At 71.3% G+C, this 16,385-nt stretch carries 19 protein-coding genes; 11 read left to right on the top strand and 8 right to left on the bottom strand.

Annotation, left to right across the window (positions count from 1 at the left end; all coding sequences use genetic code 11):
* Positions 1-58: 58 nt before the first annotated feature.
* Positions 59-766 carry a hypothetical protein gene (locus D458_RS0105925; protein WP_017585804.1) on the top strand — a complete coding sequence of 236 codons (708 nt, stop codon included), beginning with the start codon at positions 59-61 and terminating at the stop codon, positions 764-766.
* Positions 767-788: 22 nt separating this feature from the next.
* Here D458_RS0105925 and D458_RS0105920 read toward each other — a convergent pair whose 3' ends face one another.
* Entirely contained in the window at positions 789-1,595 is an 807-nt protein-coding gene (locus D458_RS0105920; RefSeq protein ID WP_017585803.1) for an HAD family hydrolase, read from the bottom strand.
* Between the two features lie 249 nt (positions 1,596-1,844).
* On the opposite strand from D458_RS0105920, the gene D458_RS0105915 reads away from it, so the two are divergent.
* From D458_RS0105915 to D458_RS0105895, 6 genes are all read left to right on the top strand, one after another.
* Positions 1,845-2,984, top strand: a complete 1,140-nt coding sequence (locus D458_RS0105915; protein ID WP_051049613.1) for a putative quinol monooxygenase — start codon at positions 1,845-1,847, stop codon at positions 2,982-2,984.
* A 243-nt stretch (positions 2,985-3,227) separates the two neighbouring features.
* The gene (locus D458_RS0105910; protein WP_017585801.1) at positions 3,228-3,926 is read left to right on the top strand and encodes an LmeA family phospholipid-binding protein; all 699 of its coding nucleotides are present in this window, start codon (positions 3,228-3,230) and stop codon (positions 3,924-3,926) included.
* Positions 3,926-4,249: a TlpA family protein disulfide reductase gene (locus tag D458_RS0105905; RefSeq protein ID WP_017585800.1), complete on the top strand. Its 324-nt coding sequence runs from the start codon at positions 3,926-3,928 to the stop codon at positions 4,247-4,249. Before D458_RS0105910 ends, D458_RS0105905 begins: the two co-directional genes overlap by 1 nt.
* 127 nt (positions 4,250-4,376) lie before the next feature.
* Positions 4,377-4,463 carry a putative leader peptide gene (locus D458_RS38145; protein ID WP_355267795.1) on the top strand — a complete coding sequence of 29 codons (87 nt, stop codon included), beginning with the start codon at positions 4,377-4,379 and terminating at the stop codon, positions 4,461-4,463.
* 395 nt (positions 4,464-4,858) lie between these two features.
* Positions 4,859-5,704, top strand: coding sequence for a sulfurtransferase (locus tag D458_RS0105900; RefSeq protein ID WP_017585799.1), 846 nt, complete (start codon positions 4,859-4,861; stop codon positions 5,702-5,704).
* Positions 5,701-6,006: a DUF1416 domain-containing protein gene (locus tag D458_RS0105895; RefSeq protein WP_017585798.1), complete on the top strand. Its 306-nt coding sequence runs from the start codon at positions 5,701-5,703 to the stop codon at positions 6,004-6,006. Before D458_RS0105900 ends, D458_RS0105895 begins: the two co-directional genes overlap by 4 nt.
* A gap of 81 nt (positions 6,007-6,087) precedes the next feature.
* Here D458_RS0105895 and D458_RS0105890 read toward each other — a convergent pair whose 3' ends face one another.
* The 5 genes from D458_RS0105890 to D458_RS0105870 form a co-directional block, all read right to left on the bottom strand.
* A complete protein-coding gene (locus D458_RS0105890; RefSeq protein ID WP_017585797.1) occupies positions 6,088-6,729 on the bottom strand; it encodes a hypothetical protein in 642 nt (213 codons plus the stop codon).
* Positions 6,729-7,277: a hypothetical protein gene (locus tag D458_RS0105885; RefSeq protein WP_040702202.1), complete on the bottom strand. Its 549-nt coding sequence runs from the start codon at positions 7,275-7,277 to the stop codon at positions 6,729-6,731. The genes D458_RS0105890 and D458_RS0105885 overlap by 1 nt, the downstream gene beginning before the upstream one ends.
* A gap of 121 nt (positions 7,278-7,398) precedes the next feature.
* Positions 7,399-7,938: a hypothetical protein gene (locus D458_RS0105880; protein WP_026119038.1), complete on the bottom strand. Its 540-nt coding sequence runs from the start codon at positions 7,936-7,938 to the stop codon at positions 7,399-7,401.
* A complete protein-coding gene (locus D458_RS0105875; protein ID WP_017585794.1) occupies positions 7,935-8,216 on the bottom strand; it encodes a hypothetical protein in 282 nt (93 codons plus the stop codon). The genes D458_RS0105880 and D458_RS0105875 overlap by 4 nt, the downstream gene beginning before the upstream one ends.
* Positions 8,217-8,245: 29 nt before the next feature.
* Positions 8,246-8,755 (bottom strand): hypothetical protein, encoded by a 510-nt coding sequence (locus tag D458_RS0105870; protein WP_017585793.1) that lies wholly within the window; start codon positions 8,753-8,755, stop codon positions 8,246-8,248.
* Positions 8,756-9,172: 417 nt separating this feature from the next.
* Here D458_RS0105870 and D458_RS0105865 point away from each other — a divergent pair, with 417 nt between their 5' ends.
* The 4 genes from D458_RS0105865 (at position 9,173) to D458_RS0105850 (ending at position 14,307) form a co-directional block, all read left to right on the top strand.
* The gene (locus tag D458_RS0105865; protein ID WP_017585792.1) at positions 9,173-11,359 is read left to right on the top strand and encodes a hypothetical protein; all 2,187 of its coding nucleotides are present in this window, start codon (positions 9,173-9,175) and stop codon (positions 11,357-11,359) included.
* Between the two features lie 86 nt (positions 11,360-11,445).
* Positions 11,446-12,702 (top strand): Mur ligase family protein, encoded by a 1,257-nt coding sequence (locus tag D458_RS0105860; RefSeq protein ID WP_017585791.1) that lies wholly within the window; start codon positions 11,446-11,448, stop codon positions 12,700-12,702.
* 13 nt (positions 12,703-12,715) lie between these two features.
* A complete protein-coding gene (locus D458_RS0105855; protein WP_017585790.1) occupies positions 12,716-13,429 on the top strand; it encodes a type 1 glutamine amidotransferase in 714 nt (237 codons plus the stop codon).
* 158 nt (positions 13,430-13,587) lie between these two features.
* Positions 13,588-14,307, top strand: coding sequence for a DUF4352 domain-containing protein (locus tag D458_RS0105850; protein ID WP_083936246.1), 720 nt, complete (start codon positions 13,588-13,590; stop codon positions 14,305-14,307).
* Between the two features lie 90 nt (positions 14,308-14,397).
* On the opposite strand, the gene ygfZ is transcribed toward D458_RS0105850, so the two are convergent.
* Both ygfZ and D458_RS0105840 read right to left on the bottom strand, forming a co-directional pair.
* Positions 14,398-15,417, bottom strand: coding sequence for a CAF17-like 4Fe-4S cluster assembly/insertion protein YgfZ (gene ygfZ, locus D458_RS0105845; protein WP_017585789.1), 1,020 nt, complete (start codon positions 15,415-15,417; stop codon positions 14,398-14,400).
* A 336-nt stretch (positions 15,418-15,753) separates the two neighbouring features.
* Entirely contained in the window at positions 15,754-16,314 is a 561-nt protein-coding gene (locus D458_RS0105840) for a nitrobindin family protein (protein WP_017585788.1), read from the bottom strand.
* Positions 16,315-16,385 lie beyond the last annotated feature (71 nt).

Genomic DNA, 16,385 nt, shown 5'->3' with positions numbered 1-16,385 from the left:
GTCGGTCCCACGAACCGAGCCGGGGCCGCCTCGCGCCCCGCCGAGTGAGGAGCGTCCGATGCCCAGGAACCGCCCGGAACAGCACCGCACCGACTTCCTCGAACCCCACCCGTACGGCTACGTGTACGTCGGCGCGAGCGTCGCCCCGCCGGGGCGGGCACCCCTCGTCCGGAGCAGCCGCGAGAGGGACGACGCCCTGGCGGAGTTCCGGGCGCTCGCGGACGAACTGGAGCGGCTCCCCGCCGTCGTCGCCACCACGGTCTACGAAGCGGTGTTCATGCCGCCCCTGCCGGGCGGGCCGCGCTTCGACGTCGTCCTGCTCGTCACCACGGCCTCACCCGAGGACGTGGCGGACGTACTGGCCTCCGACGCCTACGGGCGGCTCGACGGCGAGCTCGTGATGACCGCCCGGAACACGCGTCGGATCGGGGAGACCGGCGACGCGCCCTCGGCCACGTTCCTGCTCAACCACTTCACCGCGCCCGACCCGGAGCGGGCCGTCGCGGTGTGGGAGGGCTTGACCAGCTGGTACGTGAGCGAGATCGGAGTGGACAACTCGACGCTGCTCCAGCCGCTGGACGGGGCGCCCTACGCGTTGGTCAACCATGTGCGCATCCCCGGCGGCCCGGTCCGGTTCCTGCTGGCCCAGTTCAGCAGGCCGAGCTTCTTCCGGAGGGTGCGCGGCGCGCTGCGGGCCGAGGGCATGCTGGCCCGGCCCGTGTTCTACCGGCGCGCGTGGACGCCTCCGGGGCGCCTCCAGCCCTGAACGGGGGCGGGCGGCGCGGGCCTCAGCGCGGCGTGAGGGCTCTGCGGTGCCTGACCGCGCGTACGGCCACCGCTCCGGCGACGGCACCCGCCACGGCGGCGGGCAGGGCCACCTTGAGCGCGGCCCGGTGCCTGCGGAAGTCGTGCACCGGCCACTCGTGGGTGCGCGCGTACCGGCGCAGGTCCCCGTCCGGGTTGACCGCGTGCGGATCACCGACCAGGGAGAGCAGCGGAAGGTCGTTGGAGGAGTCGCTGTAGGCCGAGCAGGCCGACAGGTCCCACCCCTCCTTCCGGGCCAGCGCGCGCACCGCCACGGCCTTGGCGGGCCCGTGCAGCAGGTCGCCGTTGAGCCGCCCCGTGTACACCCCGTCGATGCTCTCCGCCTCGGTGCCCAGCGCGCCCGTCAGTCCCAGGCGGCGGCGGATGATCTGCGCCAGCTCCACCGGGGTCGCGGTGACCAGCCACACCGGCCGGCCCTTGTCCAGGTGCTCCTGTACGAGCGCGCGGGTGCCCTCCCAGATGCGGTCGGCCATGGTGTCGTCGTAGATCTCCTCGCACAGGGAGACCAGGTCGCCGACGTCGTGCCCGGCGACGAAGGCCAGGGCTGCCTCGCGTGCGGCGTTGATGTGCTCGGGCTGCTCGCTCCCGGTCACCCGGAACACGGTCTGCCCCCACGCGAACCGCATCAGGTCCCGGGTGGTGAACAGGTCGCGGGAGGCCAGGCCGCGGGCGAAGTGGTAGATCGACGCACCCCGCATCAGCGTGTTGTCCACGTCGAAGAACGCGGCTCCGGGGCCGGGCGGGTTCGGGGAAACGGCGTCGTGTGACACGGTTCTCTCCTGGCTTGGCTGGGGGAGGCGGCCCTCCGGATGTCCGGGGTGGCGCTCCCCGCGTACTGCGAGCTTATGACCACCCGCGGGTCGCGTGTGGCGGCTGCGGAAGAGGGTCAAACCTGGTGATGAAGATCACAGTGTTGAACGCGGTTTTGGCCTCCACTCTGCGAGATCTTCCCGGAGACTGTCCGGCCAAAAGTGCACGGGGTGCACATCCACCCGTTGGCGTGCAGCATCATTGTCGAGATGGTCACGGTAGGACTGACATTCATAAGCGCGTTGGTGGGCTGGAGCGCCACCGCCGCGCTGACCGCTTATGCCCAACGCCGTCCCGGTGTCGCCGCGATCGCTTGGCTGGTCGCCGCCCTGGGTATGGCGGTCGGACTCAGCGCCGCGGTGTTCGGGGTGCTCTTCGACTTCGGAGAGCCCACCTTCCGGCTGCTGCACATCGGTGTCAGTCTCCTGGGCCCGCTCTTCATGGCCTGGGGAGCCTTCGAGTACGCCGTCCGCTCGCCGAACGGCCGCTTCACCTCGCGCCTGTTCGTCACCGCCCTGACCATCGTTCCCCTGGTGGTACTGAGCGTCGACCGGATCAGCGGCCGCTTCGCGGACGCCTTCCCCCCGATGGGCGAACACTACGACCTGATCCCCCGCGTGCTGGTGAACGGCGCGCAGGGTCTGGCCGCCGTCCTCCTCGTCCTCGCGATCGTCGCCGTCGCGCGCCGCGGCACCCGGGGCCCCGGAACGACCGACCTGGCAGTACTGGGCCTGCTCGTCCTCGCCACGATCCTCTCCGTGGTGGTCGGACGCGCGGGGCTGGGCGCCTTCGGCCCGCTGCTGATGCTCGGCGCGATCTCCTCCCTCTGGGGCGCCGGGGCGCTGGCCGCGAGGCCCCGTCGCGACCCCTACGACGAGGACGACTACTACGACGACGACTACGACGACTACGACGAACTCGACGAGGACCCCCAGGAGGAGCCCGTGCGCCGCAAGCGCCGCAACGCCGACACCTATGACGACCTCTACGGGGACGCTCCGGCCGCGCCGCCCAGCAAGCTGCGCGGCGTCATCACGATCTACACCCTCGCCGACGGTCAGGGCGGCGGGTTCGACCAGCTCTCCAACGCCGTCGTCGCCGAGGTCTCCAAGCGGGAGCCGGACACCCTGCTGTTCGCCGCGCACACCGTGCCCAGCGCGCCCCTCCAGCGCATCGTCTACGCGATCTACCGCGACGAGCTCGCGCAGGAGGAGCACGAGCAGCAGCCGCACGTCATGGAGTTCACCCGTCGCCTGGCCGGGCACGTGGTGGCCACCAACGTGATCGAGCTCTCCCTCTCCGGAGCATCCGCCAACGACGGCCTCGCAGCCATGCTGATGCCCCGCTGAACAGGCCCTTCCAGTGTTGACGGGACCCTCCGGCACGGCTCGGGGGGACCTCCTCCGCCCGTGAGATCGTCCCGTGGGCGCAACCAACTCCGGGCGCCCGGCGTCTCATGCAGGGTGAAGTACCCTTCCCTACAGGTTTGTCATGACCGGTACCCGTCGGGTGCCGATGGCGTGTGACCGAGACCGGCCGGATGACCCAGCCGAGAGCCGCGCCGGAGCGATAGAAAGTGTGCTGGGAGCCCGATGCGTAAATTTCTTGTCGTCTTCCTGATCCTTGTCGCCGCGCTCGTGGTGGTGGCGGATATCGGGGCGCGTTCGTTCGCGCAGAGCACCCTGGCCGAGCGGCTCTCCCAGCAGATGGAGATGTCCGAGGAGCCGGACGTGGCCATCGAGGGCTGGGCCTTCCTCCCCCAGGTGATCAGCGGTACCTACACCGAGATCAACATCCAGGCGGACAGCGCGACCATGGGCGGGGTGACCGTCGAGAAGATCGAGGCCACCGCCTCCGAGGTCGAGGCCCCGCTGAGCGACCTCATGAACCAGCCCACGGTGACCGCGGGCCAGGTGGACGGATCCTTCGTGGTCCCCTACACCTACTTCAACCCGTACCTGCCCGAGGGCATGACCATCAGCACCGAGAACGGTGAGCCCCGCATCAGCGGCGAGCTGGCCCTTCCGGAGCTGGGTCTGAGCACCTCGGTCTCCAGTGGCGGAGAGTTCACCGTCGACGGCGACACCCTCACCGTGACCCCGGTCGACATCGAGGTGGGCAACGCCCCCATCAACGTCGACGGTGTGGTCTCGAGCATGCTCACCTTCAGCGCCCAGGTGCCGGAGCTGCCCTTCGGGCTGACCGCCACCGACATGGAGGCCACCTCCAGCGGCCTCAAGATCACCGGTACCGGCGACGACGTTCCCCTGATGGGTTCCGAGGCCGCCTGATGACCCCGGAGGCGGAGACGCTCGGCGCCGAGGCCCTCGGCGCCGAGCTGGGCGCGAGAGCCACGCTCGTGCAGTTCTCCAGCGCCTTCTGCCAGCCCTGCCGTGCCACCCGCCGCGTCCTGGAGGACGTGGCGGGCATGGTCGAGGGCGTGGCGCACGTGGAGATCGACGCGGAGTCCCGGCTCGACCTGGTGCGCGAGCTGGAGATCGTCGGAACCCCCACGGTGTTCGTGCTCGCCGCCGACGGCCGGATCGTGCGCCGGGCCGGCGGACAGCCCCGCAAGGCGGACGTGATCGTCGCGCTCGGCGAAGCGCTGCTCTGACAGGGCTCCGGTGCGCCCTCCGACGACCCCGTATCGCGTCTCACATCCTGGACAACCGCCCCGTGGGCCGTCTTGTGATCCAGGCCACCCGTGACAAGAGTGCGCCCCGGCCTGTAGCGTCTAGAACGTGACTTCCTTGACGAGCGCGTATCTGACGAAGCGACGTGCGGTGGACTTCTGCCGCGTCGCTGCCGCGCTCTGTCCGTGTCCATAGGGCGGGCAGGCCACCAGCGCCCCCGCTCGCTCCGTGCGACCGGCCCTTCCCCGTGCACACGGTGGGGATGAGCCCTCTCCTCCCGGAGACGGCTCTCCACAGGCCCCGGCGGATCCCGACGGACGTTCACCGAGTCCGCTCGCCTCCCCGACGGCCTCTCCCCGAAACACCTCCGCTGTGCCCGGAACGGATCGCCACCGCCGCGACCGCCCTTCTCCACGCGTAGTGCTTCCCCTTCGCCGAGCCCGGCCTGAACCGGGCCCTCGACAAGTACCCGACCGGCCGTGCCCGGTGTCGGAGAAGCCGCCTGAAACCCCTGTTCCGGGCACCGCGCTCCCGGAACGCGACGCACCGACCGCACACGCGACACCGCACAGAAACACAGGAGGTTCCCCATGAGCCGCTCCGACGTCCTTGTGGACGCCGACTGGGTGGAGGCTCACCTGGACGACGACAACGTCGTTCTGGTCGAGGTGGACGAGGACACGTCCGCCTACGACAAGGGCCACATCCCAGGCGCCGTCAAGATCGACTGGAAGACGGACCTCCAGGACCCCGTCCGCCGCGACTTCGTGGACCGCACCGGCTTCGAGAAGCTGCTGTCCGCCAAGGGCATCGCCAACGACGACCAGGTCATCCTGTACGGCGGCAACAACAACTGGTTCGCGGCCTACGCCTACTGGTACTTCAAGCTCTACGGCCACGACAACGTCCGCCTGCTCGACGGCGGCCGCAAGAAGTGGGAGCTCGACTCCCGCGAGCTCGTCAAGGAGGTCCCCGAGCGGGCCGCCACCCAGTACGAGGCCAAGGAGCAGGACTCCTCGATCCGCGCCTTCCGCGACGAGGTCGTCGAGGCCATCGGCACCAAGGACCTGGTCGACGTCCGCTCGCCCGACGAGTTCACCGGCAAGCTGCTGGCCCCCGCGCACCTGCCGCAGGAGACCTCGCAGCGCCCGGGCCACATCCCGACCGCGCGCAACATCCCGTGGGCCAAGACGGCCAACGAGGACGGCACCTTCAAGACCGCCGAGGAGCTGCGCGAGCTCTACACCGAGGCCGGGGTGGACCTCGACAAGGACATCATCGCCTACTGCAGGATCGGTGAGCGCTCCTCGCACACCTGGTTCGCCCTGCACGAGATCGTCGGGCTGGAGAACGTCAAGAACTACGACGGCTCGTGGACCGAGTACGGCTCCCTGGTGGGCGTCCCGGTCGAGCTCGGAGAGGCGGAGGCCAAGTGAGCGACAGCTGCGGAGCACCCGAGGGCGGCGTGGCCCTGGCCGACGTCGACGCGGGCAACCAGGCGGTCATCCAGGGCACGGTGACCCGTGACGGTCAGCCCCTGCGCGGCGCCTACGCCCGGCTGCTGAACGAGTCCGGCGACTTCGTCGGCGAGGTCGCCACCGGTGACGAGGGCACCTTCCGCTTCTTCGCCGCCGACGGCGACTGGAAGGTGCGGGTGCTGGCCTCCAAGGGCTTCACCGGCGAGTACCCGGTGACGGCCGAGGTCGGCAAGGTCATCGACGTCCAGGTCCAGGCCTAGGGAACGGGCCATCGGCGCACACGGCGCCGGTGCCGACGGAGCGATCCGTCCGGCACCGGCGCCGCGCTGTTTTCCCGGGCCTCAGCGCTCCCGGGGCGGCGGCGGAGGACCCTCCTCCGGGACCTCGTACCGCTCGGCCAGCTCCCGGTTGGCCGCCAGAGCCAGATCCGCGCGGGCCAGCATCAGCCGGCGCAGGAGGGGTGCGCAGACGGCGAGAGCCGATCCGGCGATCCCGAAGCACAGCAGGCCGACGAATCCGCCGTCGACCGACCTGACGATCACGGCGAGGGACGAACCGAGCAGGAACAGGCAGGCGCCGGCGTGGGGCCAGGGGTTCTCGAGCCGACGGCGCTTGAGCTCGGCGACCCGGACGGTCAGGTGAGCCAGCTCGGGGTCGGGCGCGGTCGCGCCGTGGCGCAGGTAGAGGCTGACCCGGCTCTGCTCCGCGCCGACCGGTGCGTCGAGAGCGAGGGCGCGCTCGCTCCGGACGAGGCGTTTCCTGCGCCGGTTCCAGAGGAAGCCCAGCACCATGCAGACGACGGCGGCGAACTGGAGCACGAAGGAGAACAGGAGCAGCGCGAGCGCGGGGCCGGAGATGGGGGACTCCTCGGTGTCCGGTGGTTCACGCCCCCTCGGGTCCCGGGCGGGGCGGCGAACGGGGGGTGGGGGAGGGGAGCCCGGGCGGTACCGCCCCGGGAGGCCCCGGAGCGGTACGACGCCCATTATGTCGGCTGTGTCGGCTCCGCACCCTCGACCAGGTCCCGGTTGAGCTCGATCGCCCAGGCGCTCCGCCGCAGCACGTGGACCCGGTAGACCGGCACGGCCAAGGCCACCACGAGGAGCAGGGAGGCCGCGACGAGCGCGGCCTCAGGGGTGAGCACGTCGGTCAGGGCGAAAGTCCCCGCAGCCGACGGGGCGAGGAACACCACGGTCCAGGCCGCCCACGGGCTCTGCCAGTTGTAGTAGTTCTTCGTGGCCCAGTGACACACCAGCAGCGCGGTCTCGGGGTTCTCCGCACGCTCTCCCCGACGAAGGAGGCGCGCGGCCCTCTGATGGCGTCCGGCGGGGTCCGGGCCGACATCCTCCCGTCGCTGCTCCTCGGGGCGCGAGTGGGCAGCCGAACCGCGGGCGGGACCCGGCACCCGCAGCGGCGCGAACCCGTGGCGCCGGTTCCAGAGCACGCCCGCCACCGCGCACACGAGCACCCCCGTCACTGTGACGGTCATCAGCAGGCCCAGGGCCACTTCAGCCTGCTCGGTTATCCAGTTCATTCCGGAATCTCCTCCTGCGCGGCCCGCGGCCCCGTCGACCCCGGGCGGGGCGGCGAACGGGGGGTGGGGGAGGGGAGCCCGGGCGGTACCGCCCGGGGAGCCCCGGTCGGCACAGCGCCCATTATGTCGGGGGTGTGGGCTCCGCACCCTCGGCCAGGTCCCGGTTGAGCTCGATCGCCCAGGCGCTCCGCCGCAGCACGTGGACCCGGTAGACCGGCACGGCCAAGGCCACCACGAGGAGCACCACGGCCGTGGACAGTGCGGGAACTGGGTCGAGGCGCTCGGTCAGAGCGAGGAACCCGGCGAACAGCGGTGCCAGGAACACCAGGTTCCAGGCCGTCCACGGGTTCTCCCAGTTCTCATAGCTCTGGGCGGCCCAGCAGCAGACCAGTAGAGCGAGCCCGGGGCTTTCCGCACGCTCTCCCCGCCGGAGGATGCGCTCGGCCCGCCGGTGGCGTTCGGCGAGGCTCGGACCGCTTCCCTCACGCCGGTGCTCGTCGAGGTGCTGACGGTGTCCGAAACCGCGTGCGGCACCTCCCATGTGGAACGGCGCGAACCCGTGGCGCCGCTTCCAGAGCACGCCGGCCACCGTGCACACGAGCACACCTGTCACCGAGAGCACCATCAGCACGTCCAGGACCGTCTCGGCCATCGGACTCATTCCCGCACGCTCCCCTCCGGGGTGAGTGCCCTGGCGAACTCGGCGGCCGGCTCCCGATTCAACTCAAGGGACCTCCGGGCGCGGTTCAGGTAGCGGGTCCGGTGGAACGGTTGGTACGCGGCCGAGACGGCGAGCCCCAGGGCGAGGAAGGTGAATCCGATCCGTATCGGACCCGCTTCGCTGTTCGACGCGAGACCGCCGAACACCAGACCCTGGTAGAGCAGCATCAGCGGATTCACCGCCCTGTGCCAGGGGTTTTCGAACTGGTGGAGTGTCATACGCGCTCACCTCCCAGCGGTGTCGGTGGTCAGTAGGGCTTGAGGAGGGGCTCCCAGCCGTCCGTGCCGTCGTCGGACGGGGCCGGGGCCCGGGCGGCGGGCTCCTCGTTGGCCTCGATCGCCCGGCGGGCGCGGGGTACGGCACGGCGCCGCTTCAGGGGGTAGTAGGCGGCCAGTGCCGCGAGCACGGGCAGGAACACGTAGAGGACACCCGCGGAGGCGTTTCCGGTCACGGTCATGCTGGCAAGGTTGAACAGCATCGCCGCGATGAACAGGAAGTACCCGTACTGCTGCCACGGGTTCTCCCAGACCCGGAGGCGCTCCCGCGCGGTGGCCACCGTCAGGCGGGCCAGTTCGGGATCAGGGGCGGTCTCGCCGGAGCGCAGGTACGGCCGGACCCGCCGCTGCTCCGCGCTCGTCGGAGCCTGGGCGGCCAGCTCCCGCTGTTTCCAGTTCGGACGGCCGTGCAGGCGGTTCCACCGCGCGCCCAGGGCCAGACAGGTCAGAGCGGCGGCCAGGAGCAGAGCCGCGGCTCCCATGGACGCGTAGGTCAGGATCGGTTCCGAGACGGGGGTTCACTCCCTGGGGCGGCGGGTTCGGCGCTTCCTCGGTCCCTTGTCCCCATGCCCGGTCGGTGACGGACAAACATCGGACGCACCGGACAGGGCTCAGGGTGCGAGGTGGGGGCGGGTTTTCCACAGGTGGGAGAGTGGGGCTGGAAAGCGGGGGGCCGCCCTGATTCACTGAAGGTCAAGGCCACGCCGTCCGGAGCGGCCGGACGTCCCTCTGTCCGGCCCGCCGGGCGCGGTCGGCCTGTGGCAAGCACGCCGGGCGCTGGCACCCCCCAGCCCCCGCCTCCGTCCCCGTGGCCGGAGCCCAGCGTGAAGGATTCCCCGGCGGTTCCTCTCTCCCGCCGGTCAGGAGGTGTACGGACGGTGCCCACCCCACGGTCGTCGATGACCGCGGCCAGCAGGCCCCGAAGCGGACCGGGACGCACCTACATCGGATGGCGGCACAAGGTCGTGCTGCCGCCGCCGGGCCCCGCTCCCCGCCGCCCCGCGCCGGCCGACGCGGAGACCCTCAGTGAGGAGTGGATCGCCGGGCAGCTCGACAGCGAGAAGCGGACCAACCGACCGCTCCACTTCGCCCTGGTCGGGCTCGTGCTGTTCGCTCTGCTCTGCCCCCTGCTGTGGACCCTGCGGATCCTCCCGGGCAGCCTGGCCCTGGGCGGGGTGTTCGCCTGCACGGCGATCGCCGCACCGGTCGTCTTCGCGCTGGTGCAGAGCAGACAGGTCATGGCCGCCCGGCTCGCACGCGCCGAGGAGAGACTGGCCGAGGAACGGGCCGAACGGGAGCGGGCCCTCCACGAACAGCAGCAGGAACACGCACGCCGGTACACCGAGTGGCAGTCCGCGGCCCGTGCCTACGAGGCCCAGCCGCGCTGGTACGGCATGACCGTGCCGCCGGGGACCTCGGCGGTGCTCGTGGTCGGCGGCAGCGACGCCGGCTGGTCGGCGCTGCTCACCACCATCGGCGTCTCCCGGCTCCGTGAGGGCGGGGACCTCACCGTCGTCGACCTCACCGGCCACGCCGTCGCCCGTGAACTCGTCCGCCTGGCCCGGCGCTGCGCCGTGGAACCCCGTCAGTGGGTGCTCCCCGCCGATCTGCCCCGCATGACCCTGGGCACCAACCTGGACGCCGGACAGCGCGCCCGCATCCTCTCCGCGGTGGCCGCTGCCACCGGGCAGCTGGAAGGGGTGGACGCCGACGAAACGCTCCTGCTGCGGCTGCTGGAGGTGCTCGGCCCCGACGTCGGCATCGCCCGGCTCATCGGGGGCCTGCGCGCCCTGGTGACCCCGGAGGGGGACGCCGCCGAGGACGACCCGGCCCTGGCCCTGCTCACCGAGGAGGAGCGCGCACGCGTTCGGAAGCGCTGCGCCGACGACCCCGGGGTACGCGAACGCGCCTGGGCCCTGGAGAACCGGCTCAGCCCCTTCGAGGCGGTCGGAACCCGGGCCGACGACGGCGCCTACGCGCAGGTCAAGATCATCTCCACGGACCGGGCCTCGGGGGAGACCGCGGCCCGCGTCTACGGGACCTACGCCGTGGCCGCGCTCAGCGAACTGCTGGAGACCCGCGCCCCCGAACCCGCCTCCGCGGGCGGCCGACCGCCCCGGGCACGGCCCGACCGGACCCGCAGCGTGGTCGTCTGCGGTGCCGAGACCCTCCCCGCCGAGGAGGTGGACCAGGTCCTCACCGCCGCGGCGGACGGCGGGGTCGAGGTGGTCCTCATGTTCCGCACCGCCGCTCCCGCCGCCCTGCAGCGCTTCTCCGAGCCCGACTGCCTGCCGGTCGTGATGGGTCAGCGCGGCGGCGCGGAGGAGGTCGCCCGAGTGGTCGCCGAGGCGCTCCGGGCCGATGGCGAGGGCCCTCAGCGCCTGGAACTGCACCGGCTCACCGAGGTGATCGGCGAAGCGGTGGGCGGCACGGTGAGCGAACCGGACGGCGCCGGCGCCGGGCAGGACGTCGACGACGAACTCTTCTTCCCCTCCCCGCACACCGAGTCCGGCGCGTTGATCCGCAACGCCGCCGCCGCGATCGCCCCGCTCGACCTGGTCCGCCATGTGAGATCCGCCACGGCGTGGGGGCGGGCCACCGCCCAGGCCGCCGAGATCGACACTCCTGTCCGGGCCGACGCGGAGGAGGGGGCGAGTGTGCGCACGACCGGTCTGGACGCCGAGTCGCTGCGTGGGCTACCGTCCACGGCGGCGCTGGTACTGACCCCGCACGGTCCCGTCCTCACGGACACCAACCCGGGTATCCTCACCCTGTCCACAGCCACTCTGGCCACGGTGGAGGACTCCCGGAACACCGGTGCGGGCGGGGACGTTGGGCACAGTGGTGCCACCGACGGCACCACCGGGGGAACCGACCGCAGGGGGAGCTCCGAGCGGGCCCCCGAGACCGGCAGACCCCGGATCGTGCCGCCGGACAGCACCGTGCGGGCCGACACGCCGGAGGTCTCCGAAAAGACCGACGGCAGCGGCGTCCCCGAGACGGTCGGAGCCGCGGACCGGCTCGATCCGGAGCAGGTTCCGCCCAACCTCGGACCACCGCCCGAGCGTTTGGACTGGCGGGTCTGAAGGCCGGTGGACAATAGGCTTGGCCCGACACATCGCCCGCCGCCGAAGCGCGTTCGTGCGGGTGATCTAGCGATCGTGGAGAAATGATGAGCGAGCTTCCCTTGCGCGCCCAACTGGCCTCGGTACTGGGCAGGAGCGCAGCCAGCCTGTCCAGGGCCACCGGACGCGGAGACGGCTCCGTCATCGGTGGGCGCGTCGCCCTCAAGGTCGAACCCGACCTGCTCGCCAAGCTCGCCCAGGGGCGACGACTGGCCCTGGTCAGCGCCACCAACGGCAAGACGACCACGACCCGGCTCATCGCGCAGGCCCTGCGCGAGTTCGGTGACGTGGCCACCAACGAGTACGGCGCGAACATGCCCACCGGGCACATCACGGCGCTGTCCGACAACAAGTCGGCGGTCAACGGTGTGCTGGAGGTGGACGAGAAGTACCTCCCGCAGGTCCTCCTGGCCACCAACCCCAGCTTCGTGGTCCTGATGAACCTGAGCCGCGACCAGATGGACCGCGCCTCGGAGATCAACCTGCTCGCGAAGAAGTGGCGCACCGCCCTCTCGCAGAGCAACGCCCACGTCATCGCCAACGCCGACGACCCGCTCGTGGCCTGGGCGGGGCTGGGCGCCCCGAACGCCACCTGGGTGTCGGCCGGCCAGCGCTGGAAGGAGGACTCCTGGTGCTGCCCCGAGTGCGGCGGCCACCTCAAGCGCGAGACCGACCCGTACTGGGAGTGCCCCGAGTGCGGTCTGGCCCGGCCCCGGGCCACATGGGCGGTGGACAACGCCACCGACACCCTGGTCGCCCCCGACGGCCAGCAGCTCAAGCTCCGGATGAACCTCCCCGGTGACGCGAACCGCGCCAACGCCGCGATCGCCGCCGCCACCGCGGCCGGGTACGGCATCCACCCCGAGCGCACTCTCGAGCGGCTGCGCGAGGTCACCTCGGTGGCCGGGCGCTACACCTCGGTGGTCACCATGGGCGTCGAGGTCCGACTGCTGCTCGCGAAGAACCCGGCCGGGTGGCTGGAGTCCTTCGCGGTCCTGGACCCGCCCCGCGTCCCCGTGATCCTCGCGGTCAACGCCCAGATCCCCGACGGCAAGGACACCTCCTGGCTCTGGGACGTGGACTACACGGTCCTGCGCGACCGGAGGGTGTTCGTCATGGGCGAGCGCCGCACGGACCTCGCGCTGCGCCTGGAGACCGACGGGGTGCCCTTCGAGACCGCCGACCGCGTGGACGAGGTGCTGGGCCGGCTCAAGGCCGACCACCCCGACATCACCAAGGTCGACGTCATCGCCAACTACACAGCCTTCCAGCAGATCCGCACGGCGTACGGCCGCGTCCAGTAGGGGAGACACACCCATGTCGAACACCAGTAGCGCCCTGCGGATCGTGTGGATCTACCCCGACCTGCTCAGCACCTACGGGGACCAGGGCAACGTCCTCATCCTCAAGCGCCGCGCCGAACTGCGCGGCATCCCCACCGAGCTCGTGCACGTCCACTCCAGCGACCCGGTGCCCGAGCAGGGTGACATCTACCTGCTCGGCGGCGGCGAGGACCGGCCGCAGATCCTGGCCGCCGACCGGCTGCGCGCCGACGGCGGCCTGGCCCGGGCCGCCGCGCGCGGCGCGTGCGTGTTCGCGGTCTGCGCGGGCTACCAGATCATCGGTGAGAGCTACGGCGACGACGAGTCCAACCCGCTTCCGGGTATCGGCATCATCGACATCCGCAGCGGCCGCGGCCAGACCCGCGCCGTGGGCGAGATCGTCGCCGACGTCGACCCCGCCCTGGGCGTCGGCCGGATCACCGGGTTCGAGAACCACCAGGGCCGCACCGCGATCGGCCCGCAGGCCCGTGCGCTGTCCACCACGGTGAAGGGCATCGGCAACGACGACCACACCGAGGGCGCCTACCAGGGGCAGGTCCTGGGCACCTACCTGCACGGCCCGGCCCTGCCGCGCAACCCGCAGCTGGCCGACCTGCTGCTGCGCTGGCGCGTGGGCCAGCTGAACCCGCTCCCGCCGTCCTGGGGCGAGCGCCTGCACGACGAGCGCCTGGCCGCCGCCCTGCGGTAGGCCCCGGCCCGGAGCCGGACACGACGGAGCCCGGTGGGACCTCCCACCGGGCTCCGTCGTGTCCGCTTCGCCGTGTCCGGGACACCGGAGTCCTCGGGGCCTGCGGTAAAGAGGGCACAGATCCGGAATGCCGGGGTGGTGGCCCGTGTCACAGGAGTATGAGTGCCAGTGATCCACGAACCCCGTCACGGGGGCGGGCCGCCGCGGTGGCGCGGACCCTCGCCATCCCCGTAGCCGTGGTGCTCGCCGGAGCCGTGTGCGCTGTCACCCTGATCGCGCTGAGTGCGGTGACCGTGCCGAACATGCGGGTGGTGGTCGGGGAGGAACCGGCAGCCGCGCCCGCACCGTCCGGGGATCCCGCGCCCGAGCCCTCCGAGGAGCCGGACGCGTCCGAGGAGGACGAACCGGAGCCCACCAGCGCACCGAGCCCCGCTCCGGAGCCCCAGGAGCCCCGTACCCCGCCGGCGGCGGCGGAGCCCGACTCCGTGCCGCCCTCCGCCTACAACGGGTCCAGCACGTCGGTGGGCACCTTCCGGGTGGTGGTCGAGTTGGCCTACACGGACCCGACCATCACCAACGGTACGGGCTCCTACGCCGAGGCTCCCGCCGGCTGGGAGTACCACATCTACCGGCTCAACGTCACCAACGAGGGTTCCTCCCCGGTGATCTTCGACAGCTCGGGGACGGTGGGCACGGCCACCGACGGGCAGAAGTTCAGCAACGACATCGACGCCGAGCACACCGTCGCCTACGACTACTTCTGGAGCGAGATCGAACCGGGCACGACCGTCACCACGCACATCATGTTCCTGGCGCCGGTCGGTACCCAGTTCGCCCACGTCCTGGTCGCCGGTCAGAGCGACCTGCGCCCCAGCTGAGCACACGTCCACGATCGGGCGCGCGTCCCCGGCCGGGGCGCCCCGCTCTCGGCGGAAGCCCCGCTCTCGGCGGAAACGCCCCGTTCCCGCCTAGCGGGGCCTGCGGCGGAAGTCGTCGAGGTCGGCGTTGGCGCCGGTGTCCGGGTCCACGACGACCTCCTGGCCCGCGGCGATACCGTCGACGGTCAGGTCCGCGTCCACGGGAGCGGTCCGCTTGACCAGGCCGAGGGCGATCGGACCCAGCTCGTGGTGGCGGGCGGAGGTCCCGACCCGGCCGACCTTGCGCCCGTCCAGCTCGATGTCGCTCCCCAGCTTCGGCAGCCGCTCGACGGTCCCGTCCAGGTGCAGCATCACCAGGCGGCGCGGCGGGCGGCCCAGGTTGTGCACACGGGCCACCGTCTCCTGGCCGGGGTAGCACCCCTTCTCCAGGTGCACGGCGGAGCCGATCCAGTCCATCTCGTGCGGGATGGAGCGTTCGTCCGAGTCCAGCCCGGGACGGGCGCGGTGCGCGGCGATCCGGTGCGCCTCGTAGGGCCACATGCCGGCCGGGCGGGCTCCGGCGGCGGTGAGCCTCTCCGCGGCGGCGACGAGGTCACCGGAGGGCACGAACAGGTCGGTCTCGTCGTCGGCGGACCGGCGCACCACGCCCTCGACGGCGTCCGCCACCCGGGAGCGCTCCGGGCCGAGCACGGTCAGCACGGAGAACGACTCCGAGAGGTCCTCGACCTCCACGCGCAGCATGAACACCATGGAGTCCAGGAACTCGGCCAGCCCCGGGCCGCCGCCGGGTTCGGTGTGCACCCACGTCGCCTCGCCGTCGTCCACCAGGGACAGGTGGTGGCGCAGGTGGCCGCGGGTGTCCAGGACCAGGGCCTCGGTGGCCGTGCCGGGGGCCAGGCCACTGGTCAGCTGGCTGGTGATGTCGTTGAGCCAGCCCAGGCGGTCGGGCCCGCTCACCCGGACCACGCCCCGGTTGCTCCGGTCGACCCAGGCGCTGGAGCGTTCCATCGCGCGGGCCTCGTGGGAGGGGTCGCCGTAGTGGGCGGCGACGTCGGAGTCAGGGCTGTCGGCGTTCACGGCACCGGGTGTGATCAGCAGCGGCGAAGTCATACCGCCGAGGTTATCCGGCCCGCAAAACGTCCCGGGAGCACCCCTCTGACCTGGGGATCCAGATCACAGAAAATCACTTGCCCCACCCCTGCCGGGGGACGTACCTTCGGAGGCACGCAGGAAAGGAGGTGGTCCGAGAAATGATTCACTCAAGGACTGGCGAGGTGGCCGTCCGCTAGGGCGACGCTGAGCATTCGCTCGACGTCGCTCGTGCGAATCCCAGACGGACACCCGAACCCCGGGCTGCTGGACCTTGTCCGATCCGGCTCCGCGAACGCGGAACACAGCCCGGGGTTCGTTCTTGCCCTCTAGTAGTTGCACAGTGCTTGTTCTCGACTACTGGGAGTCCGACTTCTTTCCCGGGACCTTCTTGAGCTGTGCCGACATGTACGAGCGCAGTTCGTGGCCGCGGGCGGCCAGGTCCCAGGCGTAGCCCAGGGTGTCGCGGTTGTCGCCGAACAGCCCGTAGAGGCGGTGCGAGGCCTGCACCTCCAGGCCGGTGATGGTGTGCATCACCGCGTTGGTGGCCATCTCCGCCCGGTTCGCGAACACGTTGCCCAGGTAGGACTCGATGAAGCCCTCGTTGTGGGCGATCAGAATTTCCAGGTGGATGATGTTCTTGTCGTCGTCCTTGGCGTACGTGGCGGTGTCCTCCTCGGACAGGGCCCGCCAGTAACCCGACTCCTCCGTGATGAGCTCACCGAGCGTGCCGTCGGCCTTCATCCGCCAGGCACTGCTCCGGTAGTCCAGATACGGCGCACCGTCCCTGACGGTGAACTCGATCTCCTGTCCGAACTGGAGCTCTTCCTCGTCGGCGTAACCGGCGACGCCGACGCCCTCCCAGCGCCCGAACAGGAACGACAGTTTCTCCAGATCGGGGTGTACCTCAGCGTCCATAACCATCGAGCCTAGGGCATACTCGATGGATACTTGCCCTGCTGAGCGTCGCCCCAGCGGCACTTTCGCTG

It is taken from the genome of Nocardiopsis ganjiahuensis DSM 45031, assembly GCF_000341085.1.
Taxonomy (GTDB): Bacteria; Actinomycetota; Actinomycetes; order Streptosporangiales; family Streptosporangiaceae; genus Nocardiopsis; species Nocardiopsis ganjiahuensis.
The sequence above is the reverse complement of the archived record's forward strand: the minus strand, read 5'-3'. Positions and strand labels throughout refer to the sequence as shown.

Coding starts and splice junctions, on each gene's coding strand:
- D458_RS0105910 (WP_017585801.1), top strand. CDS start 3,228: ATGCGTAAATTTCTTGTCGTCTTCCTGATCCTTGTCGCCGCGCTCGTG.
- D458_RS0105880 (WP_026119038.1), bottom strand. CDS start 7,938: ATGAGTCCGATGGCCGAGACGGTCCTGGACGTGCTGATGGTGCTCTCG.
- D458_RS0105885 (WP_040702202.1), bottom strand. CDS start 7,277: ATGAACTGGATAACCGAGCAGGCTGAAGTGGCCCTGGGCCTGCTGATG.
- D458_RS0105900 (WP_017585799.1), top strand. CDS start 4,859: ATGAGCCGCTCCGACGTCCTTGTGGACGCCGACTGGGTGGAGGCTCAC.
- D458_RS0105875 (WP_017585794.1), bottom strand. CDS start 8,216: ATGACACTCCACCAGTTCGAAAACCCCTGGCACAGGGCGGTGAATCCG.
- ygfZ (WP_017585789.1), bottom strand. CDS start 15,417: ATGACTTCGCCGCTGCTGATCACACCCGGTGCCGTGAACGCCGACAGC.
- D458_RS0105925 (WP_017585804.1), top strand. CDS start 59: ATGCCCAGGAACCGCCCGGAACAGCACCGCACCGACTTCCTCGAACCC.
- D458_RS0105860 (WP_017585791.1), top strand. CDS start 11,446: ATGAGCGAGCTTCCCTTGCGCGCCCAACTGGCCTCGGTACTGGGCAGG.
- D458_RS0105855 (WP_017585790.1), top strand. CDS start 12,716: ATGTCGAACACCAGTAGCGCCCTGCGGATCGTGTGGATCTACCCCGAC.
- D458_RS0105840 (WP_017585788.1), bottom strand. CDS start 16,314: ATGGACGCTGAGGTACACCCCGATCTGGAGAAACTGTCGTTCCTGTTC.
- D458_RS0105865 (WP_017585792.1), top strand. CDS start 9,173: ATGACCGCGGCCAGCAGGCCCCGAAGCGGACCGGGACGCACCTACATC.
- D458_RS0105870 (WP_017585793.1), bottom strand. CDS start 8,755: ATGGGAGCCGCGGCTCTGCTCCTGGCCGCCGCTCTGACCTGTCTGGCC.
- D458_RS0105905 (WP_017585800.1), top strand. CDS start 3,926: ATGACCCCGGAGGCGGAGACGCTCGGCGCCGAGGCCCTCGGCGCCGAG.
- D458_RS0105850 (WP_083936246.1), top strand. CDS start 13,588: ATGAGTGCCAGTGATCCACGAACCCCGTCACGGGGGCGGGCCGCCGCG.
- D458_RS0105890 (WP_017585797.1), bottom strand. CDS start 6,729: ATGGGCGTCGTACCGCTCCGGGGCCTCCCGGGGCGGTACCGCCCGGGC.
- D458_RS0105915 (WP_051049613.1), top strand. CDS start 1,845: ATGGTCACGGTAGGACTGACATTCATAAGCGCGTTGGTGGGCTGGAGC.